Origin of the sequence: Pantoea sp. AS-PWVM4, from assembly GCF_000468095.1 — a bacterium.
GTDB classification, from domain to species: Bacteria; Pseudomonadota; Gammaproteobacteria; order Enterobacterales; family Enterobacteriaceae; genus Pantoea; species Pantoea phytobeneficialis.
Window position 1 is genome coordinate 73,009 of sequence record NZ_ASZC01000011.1, and the last position, 13,495, is coordinate 86,503.

Sequence of the window (13,495 nt, forward strand, 5' to 3'; positions counted from 1 at the left end):
GTACATTAAAAAGTGAACATCCATAACGCAGGAGTTACTGGGTAATAGCATTTTTGCTACAAATCCAGTCGTAACTTATTAAAATTTAAGAAGCTGAAATAGCATATTTCCGTAGCGGCGCGATTTATTGCGCGGGGGTTTGTTACATCGAGCGCGGAATTGCGCGATAAATCGCGCCGCTACGATTCGGCGACGTCGGGGATAAACGTCACCCGCTTTTTCGAAATCAGGCCGTCGCCGTGCTGGCAAAAATAATCCACTGCGCCACAGGCTTTCAGCACCTGCAACGGTTGATGGCAATCCGGGCAGATGGCGATCTCACCAAAATGGCTGCCGCAGTGGCGACAATCGAATCCCGCATCGCTGTGGGTGAGTAATTGCTGACAGTTGGGGCAATGGGCGCTCATATCGTTCTCCAGACAGATAAAAAAATGAGGGCCAATCTGGCCCTCATCATCTTATTTCTTGTTCTTTTTCAGGTGCGCCATCAGACGCTTACGTTTACGCTGCTGCGTTGGCGTCAGCAGGTTACGTTTGCCTGCATAGGGGTTATCCCCTTCTTTGAACTGAATACGAATCGGCGTACCCATAACGTTCAGTGAACGGCGGAAGTAGTTCATCAGATAACGTTTGTAGGAATCAGGCAGATCCTTCACCTGGTTACCATGAATCACCACAATCGGCGGGTTATAACCACCGGCATGCGCGTATTTAAGCTTCACGCGACGACCACGCACCAGCGGCGGCTGATGGTCTTCGGCAGCCATATTCATGATGCGCGTCAGCATCGAGGTATTCACACGCTTGGTGGAACAATCGTAAGCTTCGGTCACTGACTCAAACAGGTTACCCACACCACTGCCGTGCAGGGCCGAGATAAAGTGCACACGCGCGAAGTCGATAAAGCCCAGACGGAAATCCAGCGTCTCTTTCACTTCATCTTTCACTTCCTGCGACAGGCCATCCCATTTGTTGACCACGATGACCAGTGAGCGCCCACTGTTCAGGATAAAGCCCAACAGCGACAGATCCTGATCGGAAATGCCCGCACGCGCATCAATCACCAGCATCACTACGTTAGCGTCTTCAATCGCCTGTAGGGTCTTAATTACCGAGAATTTCTCCACGGTGTCGGTGATTTTTCCGCGTTTACGTACACCGGCGGTGTCGATCAGAATATATTCACGATCGTCACGTTCCATCGGGATGTAGATGCTGTCACGCGTGGTACCCGGCATGTCATACACCACCACACGGTCTTCACCGAGGATACGGTTAGTAAGCGTTGACTTACCCACGTTAGGACGGCCCACAATCGCCAGTTTGATCGGCAGCGTGGTCGGGTCGAAGTCATCTTCTTCCTCATCGATCAGCGTCTCACCGTTCTCTTCTGCCGCTAACGCCGCCCAGTAGGCTTCGTTTTCGTCCTCTTCGCTGACTTCCAGCGGTGCCACTTCGTCCATCCACGGCAGCAGTGCCGTTTCCAGCAACGATGTCACGCCACGACCATGAGAGGCCGCGATTGCATGAATCTCACCGAGGCCGAGCGCGTAGAAATCCAGCACCGCCGCTTCCGGATCAAGACCGTCCGTTTTGTTCGCCACCAGGAACGTGGCCTTCTCACGCGCCCGCAGGTGATTGGCGATCTGCTGATCGGCTGGCATCACACCCGCACGGGCATCCACCAGGAACAACACCACATCCGCTTCTTCAATCGCCAGCAGCGATTGTTCCGCCATGCGGTTTTCGACGCCTTCTTCAGTGCCATCGATACCACCGGTATCAATAACAATAAATTCGCGCCCTTCAACTTCGGCGCGACCATATTTGCGATCGCGAGTCAGTCCAGGAAAATCCGCCACCAGCGCATCACGGGTGCGCGTTAAGCGGTTAAACAGCGTAGATTTTCCCACATTGGGACGCCCAACCAGCGCGACCACAGGTACCATAACACTTGCCTCAGTTTTTAAAATTTAATCGCCCGAATGGCGTGATTATAACGGCATTTGCCGTAAGGTTCAGGCTGAAGGCGCTAAGAATACCATAAAAACGAAACGGCCCCTGAACAATCAGGAGCCGTCGTAACCTACAGCCAGACCAGGCCCTTAACGGGAGATGGCGTAAACCTCACCGTCTTTTGACTGAATCAGCAGCTTGTCACCCGCTACCACCGGTTCGGTCTGGAAGCCGGAGCTGTCGAGTTTCTGCTGTGCCACAAAGCGGCCATCCAGCGTATTGATCCAGTGCACGTAGCCTTCGCTGTCACCCACCACCAGGTAGCCGTCAAACAGCACCGGGGAAGTCAGGTTACGGTGCAGCAACTCACTCTGACGCCAGATAGCCACACCGCCATCGGCGTTCAGCGCATCGACGCGGTCATTCTGGTCAACCAGGTAAATACGGCCACCATCAACAATCAGATCTTTCACGCCACCGATTTCGCGTTTCCAGATAATCTGGCCTGAACGCAGGTCCAGCGCCGTCAGGTTGCCGTTGTAGGCCAGCGCGTAAACCACGCCATTGACGATCACCGGCGTGGTATCGACATCGTTCAGACGATCGATCTCAGTGGCACCACTTGGCTGCGAAATACGCTGCTGCCAAATCAACTGCCCCTGATTCATGATCACTGCACTGACGCGACCATTGTCACCGCCAACAATCGCACCGCCGAAAGCAACGGCTGGCGCGGATTCACCACGCAGTGACAACGCTGGCATATCCAGGTTGACGCTCCACTTGATGGTACCGGTGGCCTGATCCAGTCCCTGCAACTGACCGTTGCTGGTGTGGATCAGTACCAGGCCATCGCTGACCACCGGACGCGACAACGCTTCACCCGCGACCTTCGTCTGCCAGGCAATGCTGCCATCGCTGGTGTTCAGTGCAAAGACCTGACCGCGTTCACTACCGATAAAGATGTGATCGCCGTTCGCGGTGACACCACCTGACAGCAGAGCGGAGATGTTTTTCGAGAAGAAGCCGGTCTTCTCAGAGAGATTCACTTTCCATTTTTCTTTGCCGTTGCTGGCATCGAGCGCTTTCACCACGCCAAAGCGGTCAGCCGCATAGACGGTACCGTCCTGCCAGGCCGGATGCAGATTGGAGTAGAAATCACCCACACCATCGCCAACCGAGGTACTCCACGCGGTTTGCGGCGTAAACTGGTTTTCAACCTTCGGCAGCGGGGCCATTTTCACTACATCTTCTTCGCCGCTGAACAGCGAGCAACCGCTGAGCAGGGTGACTGAAATCAGCCCTGGCAGCAGGTATTTACGTAATTCCATGTGCGCTCTCTTGACTGGCTTAACTTAAGTTATTCATCTTCATCTGCAACATTTGCTTCAGTGCCGGAGAAGCTTGCGACTCCGCACCTTTGCTCCAGGCATCACGCGCGCCCTGCTTGTCGCCTTTGCTCAGCAGCGCTTCGCCACGAATGTCCGCTACGATAGCTGTCCAGCCATCACCCTTAACATTGTTGAGGGTAGAAAGTGCGGCATCGGCCTGATTTTGTTGCAGTTGAATGCGTGCCAGACGCAGGTTAATGACCGCCTGCAGGTTGGCATCTTTGGTATCTTTCAGCCCGCTCTGCAACAGAGCGATAGCTTTGTCCAGCTGGTTGGTTTCAACGTACTGCTTCGCCAGGTCCAGAGACGCCAACGCACCGTAGGTGTTGTTGTTTGCACTGGCAAAACTGGCAACCGCTTCCAGCGTTTGCGGCTTATCAGCCTGCATGGCACTGGTCAGCTGCTGATACTGTGCTGAGGCTGCTTTATCGGCGCCTGCTTGATGGCTGGCCCAAAAACGCCAGCCGCCCAATGCTGCGATACCGATGACAACGCCTACCGCCAGCGCCTTGCCATTGTTGGCAAAAAAGCGACGCAGCGCATCAACCTGTTCGTTTTCGTTGCTGTAAACTTCCACGCAATCTTTCTCCTAAAAATGGCTGTTGCGATGCACGCTTACTGCAACAGCGTGCGCAACGTCGCGGCGGCTTCACTCTGGGCCAGCGTCTGCTGATCGCCGGTACGCAGGTCTTTAATCACTACCTGCCCGGTTGCCACTTCATCTTCACCCAGCACCAGCGCAATGCGCGCGCCCCACTTGTCTGCACGGGCAAACTGCTTTTTGAAGTTACCACCACCGAAGTTGGTCATCAGCTTCAATTGGGGGTCAGCATCACGCAGTTTTTCCGCCAGTTGCATCGCGGCAGACTGTACGCCCTGCCCCGAAGCGATAACATAGACATCAACAATGCGCGTCGGTTCAAATTCCGGGTTAACGGCCTGAACCAGCAACACCAAACGCTCCAGCCCCATGGCAAAACCAACGGCTGGCGTCGCGCGGCCACCCAGTTGTTCCACCAGGCCATCATAGCGACCACCACCACACACTGTGCCTTGTGAACCCAGCGCACTGGTTACCCACTCAAACACGGTACGGTTGTAATAGTCGAGACCACGCACCAGGCGTTGGTTGATGCTGTACTTGATACCGGCATCATCCAGCAGAGCACACAGGCCACTGAAGTGCGCGCGGGAGTCTTCATCAAGGAAGTCACCCAGCGTCGGCGCATCATTCAACAGCTGCTGGATGTCCGGATTCTTGCTATCAAGCACACGCAGTGGATTGGTGTACATGCGGCGTTTGCAATCTTCGTCCAGCACCTCTTTGTGCTTTTCGAGGAAGGCCACCAGCGCGTCACGATAGTTGGCACGCGCTTCCAGGGAACCGATAGAGTTCAGCTCCAATTGGACATGGTCGGCGATACCCAGCGCTTTCCACCAGCGCGCGGTCATCATAATCAGTTCCGCGTCAATATCGGGTCCTTGCAGACCAAACACTTCCGCACCCATCTGGTGGAACTGACGGTAACGACCTTTCTGGGGACGCTCATAACGGAACATCGGGCCCATGTACCACAGACGCTGCTCCTGGTTATACAGCAAACCGTGTTCGATACCGGCGCGCACGCAGCCCGCCGTGCCTTCAGGACGCAGCGTCAGGCTTTCGCCATTGCGGTCCTCAAAGGTGTACATCTCTTTTTCAACCACGTCGGTGACTTCACCAATCGCGCGGCTGAACAACGGAGTCTGCTCAACGATCGGCAGGCGAATTTCACTGAAACCATAGCTGGCCAGCACCTGCTTGAGCGTACCTTCAATACGCTGCCAGATTGCCGTATCTGCTGGCAGGTAATCGTTCATCCCGCGAATCGCTTGAATATTCTTCGCCACGTTAGAATCTCTTAAGACAAAAAAACCTGTCCGGCATCATACCTTATGAGGATGAAACCGCACAGGTTCAATCACAAACGGGTACGCGGATGCGTACCTTCCCTTATTTTTCCAGCTGCTGCACGTTGATGCGACGGCTTTCGTCCAGCATCGATGCCTTGGCACGAATACGCGCCTCCAGCTGGTCGATCATGTCCTGATTGTCGAGGCGGTCGCGCTGACGCACGCCATCTTCGTAGAAACCACTTTTCTTATTACCGCCGGTTACACCTAGCGTGGAGACGGTCGCTTCGCCAGGTCCGTTGACCACGCATCCAATAATCGAGACATCCATCGGCGTGATGATGTCTTCAAGGCGTTCCTCGAGCGCATTCACTGTACCGATCACATCAAACTCCTGACGCGAACAGGTCGGACAGGCAATAAAGTTGATGCCGCGTGAGCGAATACGCAGTGATTTGAGGATGTCATAACCGACTTTGACTTCTTCCACCGGATCGGCCGCCAACGAAATACGCAGCGTATCGCCGATTCCTTCAGACAGCAGCAGCCCTAAACCGATAGCGGATTTCACCGCACCGGCACGCGCGCCACCCGCTTCAGTGATCCCGAGGTGCAGCGGTTGATCGATGGCTTTCGCCAGCAGGCGATAAGATTCCACCGCGAGGAAGACATCCGAGGCTTTGACGCTGACTTTGAACTGATCAAAGTTGAGTCGATCGAGGTGATCCACATGGCGCATCGCCGATTCCAGCAGCGCCTGCGGCGTGGGTTCGCCGTACTTTTCCTGCAAATCTTTTTCCAGTGAACCGGCGTTAACGCCGATACGGATCGGAATGTTGTAGTGACGTGCGCAATCCACTACCTGACGAATACGCTCGTTGTTGCCGATATTGCCTGGGTTAATACGCAGACAATCGACACCGTATTCCGCGACTTTCAGTGCAATGCGGTAGTCAAAGTGAATATCCGCCACCAGCGGCACATTGACCTGTTGCTTAATCAGTTTGAAGGCTTCCGCCGCATCCATCGTCGGCACTGAGACACGGACGATATCAACGCCCACGCGCTCCAGCGCTTTGATCTGATTGACCGTCGCTTCAACATCCGTGGTGCGGGTGTTGGTCATCGACTGAACGGCAATAGGCGCACCATCGCCGACTGGCACCTTGCCGACGTAAATCCGCGTTGATTTGCGACGGATAATGGGTGCTTCGTTATGCATATTCTCTCTCCACAATTGCCCGGCAGGTGAGGTGCGCGTTATTGCGCACCCACGGTCAGACGAGCAACCTGGTTATTACGGATAAAACGACTCAAATCAACGGGCTGATTCTGATATTGCACCTGCACAGCCGCTGGCGCACCAATTTTCAGACGATACGGAGGCTGACCGGCAAGGCTGAGTTTACCGCCGCTGCGTTGCAGGCCGCTGAACAGCTTTTTACCGCTCGCGTCGGTCACTTCCAGCCAGCAGTCAGCACTGAAGTTCATCACCAGCGCGTTTGGATCGCTCGGTGCCTGGCTTACGCCAGCGCCACCGGTAGGCAACTGACCTTCCACGCTATTGACCGGCGCAGGAGAGGTCGCAGGTGGCGGTGTGGTATCGACCGGAGCCTGGCTCGGGGATACCACCGCGTTGTCATTGCTTTGTGCGGCTGGCGCAGCAGGCGTTGTTGCTGGCGCAGTGCTGCCCTGAGCGGAGGTGTCCGGGGTAGCTACCGCACCCGCACCGTTATCCACTGGCGTGCCGGCACCGTTAGTATCGGCATCGGCAGTGGTGTCGTTGCTGCTGTTATCGCCCAACGGAATCGACTGGCTGTTATCGCTGTTGCTGCCGTTCTGATCAGCCATCGATACCAGCTCCTCCTGAGAGGCTTTATGGTTCTGCCACCACCAGGCACCGGTTAAACCGATGACGACAAAGATCACCAACCAGGTGAAGATCATCAGCCAGCCATCACGTTTCTTACGGCGTTTACCCAAGGAGAAGCTCTGCATCGGCTCGATTTTGGCGGCACGTACCGGTGCCTGTTTCGCCATCATCGGCAACAAGTCGTCCTCCGGTACATGCACCAGACGCGCATAGGAGCGAATGTAGCCGCGCAGGAAAGTGGAGGCTAAATCGGCTGGCGACTTGTCCTCTTCAATATCACGTACGGTGGAAAGTTTCAGGCACAGGCGTTCGGCGACGTTTTGCTGGGTCAGCCCCATCTGCTCACGGGCCAGTCGCAGGCGTTCACCTGTGGAATGTACTGCAGATTTCTCTTGAGTGGCTTCAGTATTCATTAGCTAAATAACGCTGGTACTGTATCGATTGTGGAAAACTTCGCGCCAACCGGTCGCCATAACGTGTAACGTCAGCAGCGTTTCCCTGTTGCGCGGCGAAACGTATCTGTAACCATAAACTGTCTGCACTGGCAGGCAGCCTGTGGTCATAAACCTCTAAGAGCAGTGAAACCTTGTTCCACGCTTGCCGATCAAACTGCCTTTCCGCCTCCGTCAGCAGTTGCCTGCCCTGCTCCGGTGCTTCATCCAACGCGCGAGTTAATTGCCCCCGCGCAGCGGCATTATCTTCAGCTTGCAGGTAACAATAGCCCGAAAATAATAATGCATCGTGACGGGCGTCGGGTTCCTGCGCATCAGCCGCTAACTTAAACTGTTGATGCGATTCGTCATACTGCCTCAAACCGCAGAGAAACGCACCGTAATTGTTAGCGACGTAACCGTTGGCAGGAGCCAGTTGCTGCGCGCGCTGGTAGTACCAACGCGTTTGCGCGATATTCTGCTGCGCCTGAGCCACGCGTGCAAGCGCCAAAGGAACACGATAGTCCTGTGGCGCAGCTTGTTGTGCTCGCAGCAAATTACGCTGCGCAGACGGAAAATCCTGCACCGCCAGATAGTGCAATCCAAGCTGCAAACGAATATCTGCCGCGCCCTGATGCGCGGGCTCACTGACACAACCGGTTACAACAAAGCCTGCCAATAACACTGCCGGTAATCCCTTACTCATTGTCCGTTCTCCCTGAGTGATTCAGGCGGAAGAGACTGACATGAGTTGCGCCCGGTGAATATCACCAGGCGCGGAGTTTCAGAGCGCCTTCACAGAGATGGCTTCACCGGCCATCTTTTTACGCATGGTACGTTTAGTACGGTCGATAACATCGCCCGCTAACTGACCACAGGCGGCATCAATATCGTCACCACGGGTTTTACGCACGATGGTGGTAAAACCATACTCCATCAAGACTTTAGAGAAACGATCAACGCGACTGTTGGAGCTGCGGCCATACGGCGCACCCGGGAAGGGGTTCCACGGAATCAGGTTGATTTTACTCGGCGTGTCTTTCAGCAATTCGGCCAACTGATGGGCATCGTCAGTGCTGTCATTAACGTGATCCAGCAGCACGTACTCGATAGTGACGCGTCCCTGGTTCGCATTCGACTTCGCCAGGTAACGTTTCACCGCCGCGAGGAAGGTTTCGATGTTGTATTTCTTGTTAATCGGCACGATGTCATCGCGCAGCTTGTCGTTTGGTGCGTGCAGTGAGATCGCCAATGCGACGTCAATCATATCGCCCAGCTTATCCAGCGCCGGAACCACACCCGAGGTCGACAGGGTTACACGACGTTTGGACAGACCAAAACCGAAGTCATCCAGCATGATTTCCATCGCCGGTACAACGTTGTTGAGGTTCAGCAACGGTTCGCCCATGCCCATCATCACCACGTTGGTGATCGGACGCTGGCCGGTCACTTTGGCGGCACCGATAATTTTCGCCGCACGCCACACCTGACCGATAATTTCTGATACACGCAGGTTACGGTTAAAACCTTGCTGCGCCGTCGAACAGAATTTGCACTCCAGTGCACAACCTACCTGGGAAGAGACGCACAGCGTAGCGCGGTCATCTTCCGGGATGTACACGGTTTCCACCAGTTGGTCGCCCACGCGGATCGCCCATTTGATGGTGCCATCGCTGGATCGCTTCTCTTCAGCCACTTCCGGGGCGCGAATCTCAGTGAGCTGCATCAGTTTGCCACGCAGCACTTTGTTGATGTCAGTCATCTGCTCGAAATCATCGCAGCAGTAGTGATACATCCACTTCATTACCTGATCGGCACGAAATGGTTTTTCACCCAGCGAAACAAAGAATTCGCGCATTTGCTGACGGTTGAGATCCAGCAGGTTAATTTTTTCGTTTTTTGGGGAGACAACCACGGGGGAAGCGGACGACGGCGTCACAATCTGTTCGGACATAATGTTCTCTGGCCTCGTTGTTACACGTTATGGCTCTGGTTAAGAATAGGAAAAAAACAGCGCCCTTGCTGAGCAGGCTCAACAAGGGCGCATAATTGTACTACATCTGCGGCATGATGCCAGGGGAACAGATTTACACCGGGTTAAAAGGTGTAAACCTTGCGCCACCTTAGCGAGTGCGCGGGCAGACTTCGTTTTCAGCGAAGAAGTACGCGATTTCACGCGCAGCGGATTCTGCTGAATCTGAACCGTGAGTGGCGTTCTCGGTGAAGCTGTCTGCGTAGTCAGCACGCAGAGTGCCTGCCAGCGCGTTGTCCGGGTTGGTTGCACCCATCAGATCACGGTGACGCTGAACAGCGTTTTCACCTTCCAGTACAGAAACCACAACCGGACCAGAGGTCATGAATTCAACCAAACCGTCGAAGAACGGACGGCCTTTGTGCTCCGCGTAGAAGCCTTCAGCCTGCTCTTTGGTCAGGTGCAGCATTTTAGCGCCAACGATTTTGAAGCCCGCGCTTTCAAAACGGTTGTAGATTGCACCAATCACGTTCTTGGCGACAGCGTTTGGTTTAACGATTGAGAAAGTACGTTCGATTGCCATGTTGACCTCTATATTTAGCATCCTGAAGAAACCGGGAACCCGCCCGGTAAGAAAACGGGGCGATTATAGGGACATCATCGGGCGTTGCCTATCGTCGATCAGAGGAATTATTGAAAATAATTGATTTTTGTCGGGGCAAGCCGACCAAAAATGTGCCATACCCGGATGACCATCCCCAACTTTCTCCTTACTAACCCTTGAGATAGCGTCCACATTCCCGGACACTGAGTCTTTCCCGATTGATGAGAAGAGGTTGCTATGACAGCTCCCCTGTTTGTGTCTGCTGACTGGTTAAAAGAACATTACACCGAGGAAACCCTACAGGTGCTGGATGCGCGCATGTTGCCACCCGGCCAGGAAGCGGTACGTGATATCCAGGCAGAGTATCTGGCCGGGCATCTGCCCAACGCCCCTTTCTTTAATATCGAAGCCCTGTCCGATCATACCAGCCCTTACCCACACATGATGCCGCGTGCCGAAGCCTTTGCCGTGGCGATGCGCGAACTGGGCGTCAGCCAGGATAAACATCTGGTGGTTTACGACGAAGGCAACCTGTTCTCCGCACCACGCGCCTGGTGGATGTTACGCGCCTTTGGCTGCGTTAATGTGTCGATCCTCGCGGGCGGCCTGGCTGGCTGGAAAGCGGCAGGTTACGCGCTGGCGACCGGCCCGGTAAGCTTATCTGAAGGGGAGTTTGAGGCGAAGTATGACAGCGCCCAGGTGAAACGGTTGACCGATGTGTTGTTGATCAGCCATGAGGGTGGCGCACAGATTGTCGATGCTCGCGCCGCGAATCGCTTCAATGCTGAAGTCGACGAGCCGCGTCCCGGCCTGCTGCGTGGCCATATCCCCAACAGCCGTAACGTGCCGTGGAACAATCTGGTGGCGAATGGCGCATTGAAACCCGCCGCAGAACTGCGTACGGAATTTGAGAAGGCAGGCGTGAAGCTGGATCAACCGATCATCGCCAGCTGTGGCTCAGGCGTGACGGCGGTGGTGGTGATTCTGGCGCTGACATCGCTTGGCGTGCGGGATGTTACCCTGTACGACGGCTCCTGGGGTGAATGGGGAAGTCGCGACGACCTCCCAATCGAGAAATAATCAGCGTAGCGGCGCGATTTATCGCGCAATTCCGTGCGCGCTGCCAGAAAAAGCCGCGCGATAAATCGCGCCGCTACGGAGAATTCAGTTTTAGATAATGCGCTGACTGCCTTTAAAATCGCGCAGGAAGCTGCCCCAGCGGCGCTCGTAAAAAGGCGTAATGTGGGCGGTGAAGAAATGGCTGACGCCATGCTCGCCACTAACCACTTCACAGAGATCGATCGGCACATCGTCGGTGAGCGTATCTGTCGCCACGCTGCCCGCCGCCTGGATAATCGCGTCAATATCGCTATCCGCCTCGATGCCAATCAACAGATTTGGCGTCTCATCGGCCTGCTCACGAATGCTGGCAATATACGCGCGTCGTACCTGTTTATATTTGGCAAACAGCTGGGTAAGTGAGTCAACCATCTGCGCCGGTGGCTCAGCCACTTCGGAGAGCAGCAAGGCATGGCCGCCTTCCAGTACCGTTTGCTGGCTGAGCGCGCTGCCCTCTTCACCCAGTAGATGCGCAATTTCGCCCGGTGAAAACTCTTTCCCTGCCGGGAGTTTCGGGTTGAGGAACAAGGTTTCACCCAGCGTCATTTCAAACAAGGTGCGTACCGGCAGACGCAGATAAGGTTGCTCATCTTTGATGGCTTCGCTCATCGCCTGTTCAGACGTGAAAAAGGGGATGACGCTACCGCCGTCTTCCTTTTCCCAGTGCTGAAGATCGACCGGTGTGGTGGCGTCGAACTGCTGCGCACTGCTTTCACCCGGCACCCAGACATCGGCTTCAAGCAGCAACTGAAAGAACTCCGGGCGGTGCGCAGGCTCGGTGGCAGCCAGTTTCAGCACCTCTTCAAGACGGTTACTCATGGTTTGGTTTTTCCAAAAATACGTGTCTGCACTGCTCCGTAGCGGCGCGATTTATCGCGCGTCATTTTCAAACCCGCGCCGCTACGTAATGTGCCTTAACGGGACATTATTTCAGTAACAAGTTCGCGATGGTGCGAACCCCGAGGCCAGTTGCGCCTGCTGACCATTGATCAACCGCGCTTTTGCGGTAGGTCGCTGAGCAGTCGATATGCAGCCAGCCCTGTTGATATTGACTGACGAAGTGCGACAGAAACGCGGCCGCGCTGCTGGCACCGGCGGAGTGTGCCGGGCTGGCGATGTTATTGAGATCAGCAAAATTTGACGGCAGATGGCTGCGGTGGAACTCCGCCAGCGGCAGACGCCAGAAGGCTTCGTTTTCACTGGCCGCGCTACCCAGCAGCGATTGCGCCAACACGTCATCAAAAGTGAACAGCGCGTGGTAATCGTTACCGAGCGCAGTTTTGGCCGCACCAGTCAGGGTTGCTGCGTCAATCAACAGTTCCGGTTTCTGCTCGCTGGCGTCAATCAGGCCATCGGCCAGCACCAGACGCCCTTCCGCGTCGGTGTTCATCACTTCAACGGTTTTGCCGTTGCGGTAACGAATGATATCGCCAAGACGGAACGCATTACCGCTGACCATGTTGTCAGCACAACACAGGTACAGCTTCACGCGTTTATTCAGACCGCGCGAGATCGCCAGCGCCAGTGCGCCAGTAACCGTTGCTGCCCCGCCCATATCGGACTTCATCGAGTCCATAAAGCCGCTCTGCTTCAGGCTGTAACCACCGGTATCAAAGGTGATGCCTTTACCCACCAGGCAAGCATAAACCGGGGTATTTTCGTCACCGCCCGGATTGAAATCCAGCGCCAGCAGAACCGGTGCGCGGGTTGAGCCACGACCAACGGTATGAATGCCGAGATAACCTTGCTCGCGCAAATCCTCACCCTTGGTGATGCGATAGCTCACTGCGTCGCCGCCGACAGCAGAAATCAGATCAATCGCGCTGTGCGCCAGTTGCTCCGGGCTGAGATCTTCAGCAGGCAGGTTGATGGTGTTACGTACCCAATCCACGATCTTCAGGCGACGATCAAATTCGTTCTGATCCTGCTCGCTCAGGGTCGGCCATTCCACCTGACGTGATCCTTTCGGGCCACGGTAGCCCTGCCAGAACGCCCAGCATTTCTCCAGATCCCAGCCTTCGCCGCTTAAGGCGACATGGCGAATACCCTGACCATCGAGTTTGCGCGCCGCGCGTTGAATGCTCATCAGCGCATCTGCGCCGGTGAGATGAATCGTCATGCCACTGTCATTGCTGCTCAGCAACGCTTTGTCACCCCAGCGCGCGTCGGCGGCTTGGGAGCTGAGCGTAATCGTCATCGGTTGTGTTGTCATCGCGAGGCTCCGTATGCGTGAGTTATCACCTTCCGCCAGACCGG

At 55.2% G+C, this 13,495-nt stretch carries 13 protein-coding genes; 1 reads left to right on the top strand and 12 read right to left on the bottom strand.

Features of this window, described 5'->3' with window-relative positions; translation table 11 throughout:
- Positions 1-179: 179 nt before the first annotated feature.
- The 10 genes from L579_RS11125 to ndk all read right to left on the bottom strand — a co-directional run bounded on the left by L579_RS11125 (position 180) and on the right by ndk (position 10,099).
- Positions 180-407, bottom strand: coding sequence for a zinc ribbon domain-containing protein (locus L579_RS11125; protein WP_021184343.1), 228 nt, complete (start codon positions 405-407; stop codon positions 180-182).
- A 51-nt stretch (positions 408-458) separates the two neighbouring features.
- Positions 459-1,949 carry a ribosome biogenesis GTPase Der gene (gene der, locus L579_RS11130; RefSeq protein ID WP_021184344.1) on the bottom strand — a complete coding sequence of 497 codons (1,491 nt, stop codon included), beginning with the start codon at positions 1,947-1,949 and terminating at the stop codon, positions 459-461.
- A 156-nt stretch (positions 1,950-2,105) separates the two neighbouring features.
- The gene (bamB, locus tag L579_RS11135; protein WP_021184345.1) at positions 2,106-3,287 is read right to left on the bottom strand and encodes an outer membrane protein assembly factor BamB; all 1,182 of its coding nucleotides are present in this window, start codon (positions 3,285-3,287) and stop codon (positions 2,106-2,108) included.
- Positions 3,288-3,306: 19 nt separating this feature from the next.
- The gene (locus L579_RS11140; RefSeq protein WP_021184346.1) at positions 3,307-3,924 is read right to left on the bottom strand and encodes a YfgM family protein; all 618 of its coding nucleotides are present in this window, start codon (positions 3,922-3,924) and stop codon (positions 3,307-3,309) included.
- A 38-nt stretch (positions 3,925-3,962) separates the two neighbouring features.
- The gene (hisS, locus tag L579_RS11145) at positions 3,963-5,237 is read right to left on the bottom strand and encodes a histidine--tRNA ligase (protein ID WP_021184347.1); all 1,275 of its coding nucleotides are present in this window, start codon (positions 5,235-5,237) and stop codon (positions 3,963-3,965) included.
- Between the two features lie 103 nt (positions 5,238-5,340).
- Positions 5,341-6,462 carry a flavodoxin-dependent (E)-4-hydroxy-3-methylbut-2-enyl-diphosphate synthase gene (gene ispG, locus L579_RS11150; RefSeq protein WP_013510081.1) on the bottom strand — a complete coding sequence of 374 codons (1,122 nt, stop codon included), beginning with the start codon at positions 6,460-6,462 and terminating at the stop codon, positions 5,341-5,343.
- A 38-nt stretch (positions 6,463-6,500) separates the two neighbouring features.
- Entirely contained in the window at positions 6,501-7,526 is a 1,026-nt protein-coding gene (gene rodZ / locus L579_RS11155) for a cytoskeleton protein RodZ (RefSeq protein ID WP_036626454.1), read from the bottom strand.
- A complete protein-coding gene (gene pilW / locus L579_RS11160; protein WP_021184349.1) occupies positions 7,516-8,250 on the bottom strand; it encodes a type IV pilus biogenesis/stability protein PilW in 735 nt (244 codons plus the stop codon). Before pilW ends, rodZ begins: the two co-directional genes overlap by 11 nt.
- A gap of 78 nt (positions 8,251-8,328) precedes the next feature.
- Entirely contained in the window at positions 8,329-9,498 is a 1,170-nt protein-coding gene (locus tag L579_RS11165) for a bifunctional tRNA (adenosine(37)-C2)-methyltransferase TrmG/ribosomal RNA large subunit methyltransferase RlmN (protein ID WP_013510084.1), read from the bottom strand.
- A gap of 169 nt (positions 9,499-9,667) precedes the next feature.
- Positions 9,668-10,099 carry a nucleoside-diphosphate kinase gene (ndk, locus tag L579_RS11170; protein ID WP_007884899.1) on the bottom strand — a complete coding sequence of 144 codons (432 nt, stop codon included), beginning with the start codon at positions 10,097-10,099 and terminating at the stop codon, positions 9,668-9,670.
- Positions 10,100-10,357: 258 nt separating this feature from the next.
- Here ndk and sseA point away from each other — a divergent pair, with 258 nt between their 5' ends.
- Positions 10,358-11,200, top strand: coding sequence for a 3-mercaptopyruvate sulfurtransferase (gene sseA, locus L579_RS11175; RefSeq protein ID WP_021184350.1), 843 nt, complete (start codon positions 10,358-10,360; stop codon positions 11,198-11,200).
- 90 nt (positions 11,201-11,290) lie between these two features.
- Here the strand turns inward: sseA and sseB are convergent, their stop codons facing one another.
- Both sseB and pepB read right to left on the bottom strand, forming a co-directional pair.
- Positions 11,291-12,058 (bottom strand): enhanced serine sensitivity protein SseB, encoded by a 768-nt coding sequence (gene sseB / locus L579_RS11180; protein WP_021184351.1) that lies wholly within the window; start codon positions 12,056-12,058, stop codon positions 11,291-11,293.
- A gap of 106 nt (positions 12,059-12,164) precedes the next feature.
- The gene (pepB, locus tag L579_RS11185; protein WP_021184352.1) at positions 12,165-13,451 is read right to left on the bottom strand and encodes an aminopeptidase PepB; all 1,287 of its coding nucleotides are present in this window, start codon (positions 13,449-13,451) and stop codon (positions 12,165-12,167) included.
- Positions 13,452-13,495 lie beyond the last annotated feature (44 nt).

Bases quoted from the DNA above. Each gene is read 5' to 3' on its own strand.
- L579_RS11125 (WP_021184343.1), bottom strand. From the start codon at position 407: ATGAGCGCCCATTGCCCCAACTGTCAGCAATTACTCACCCACAGCGAT.
- der (WP_021184344.1), bottom strand. From the start codon at position 1,949: ATGGTACCTGTGGTCGCGCTGGTTGGGCGTCCCAATGTGGGAAAATCT.
- bamB (WP_021184345.1), bottom strand. From the start codon at position 3,287: ATGGAATTACGTAAATACCTGCTGCCAGGGCTGATTTCAGTCACCCTG.
- ispG (WP_013510081.1), bottom strand. From the start codon at position 6,462: ATGCATAACGAAGCACCCATTATCCGTCGCAAATCAACGCGGATTTAC.
- rodZ (WP_036626454.1), bottom strand. From the start codon at position 7,526: ATGAATACTGAAGCCACTCAAGAGAAATCTGCAGTACATTCCACAGGT.
- pilW (WP_021184349.1), bottom strand. From the start codon at position 8,250: ATGAGTAAGGGATTACCGGCAGTGTTATTGGCAGGCTTTGTTGTAACC.
- L579_RS11165 (WP_013510084.1), bottom strand. From the start codon at position 9,498: ATGTCCGAACAGATTGTGACGCCGTCGTCCGCTTCCCCCGTGGTTGTC.
- ndk (WP_007884899.1), bottom strand. From the start codon at position 10,099: ATGGCAATCGAACGTACTTTCTCAATCGTTAAACCAAACGCTGTCGCC.
- sseA (WP_021184350.1), top strand. From the start codon at position 10,358: ATGACAGCTCCCCTGTTTGTGTCTGCTGACTGGTTAAAAGAACATTAC.
- sseB (WP_021184351.1), bottom strand. From the start codon at position 12,058: ATGAGTAACCGTCTTGAAGAGGTGCTGAAACTGGCTGCCACCGAGCCT.
- pepB (WP_021184352.1), bottom strand. From the start codon at position 13,451: ATGACAACACAACCGATGACGATTACGCTCAGCTCCCAAGCCGCCGAC.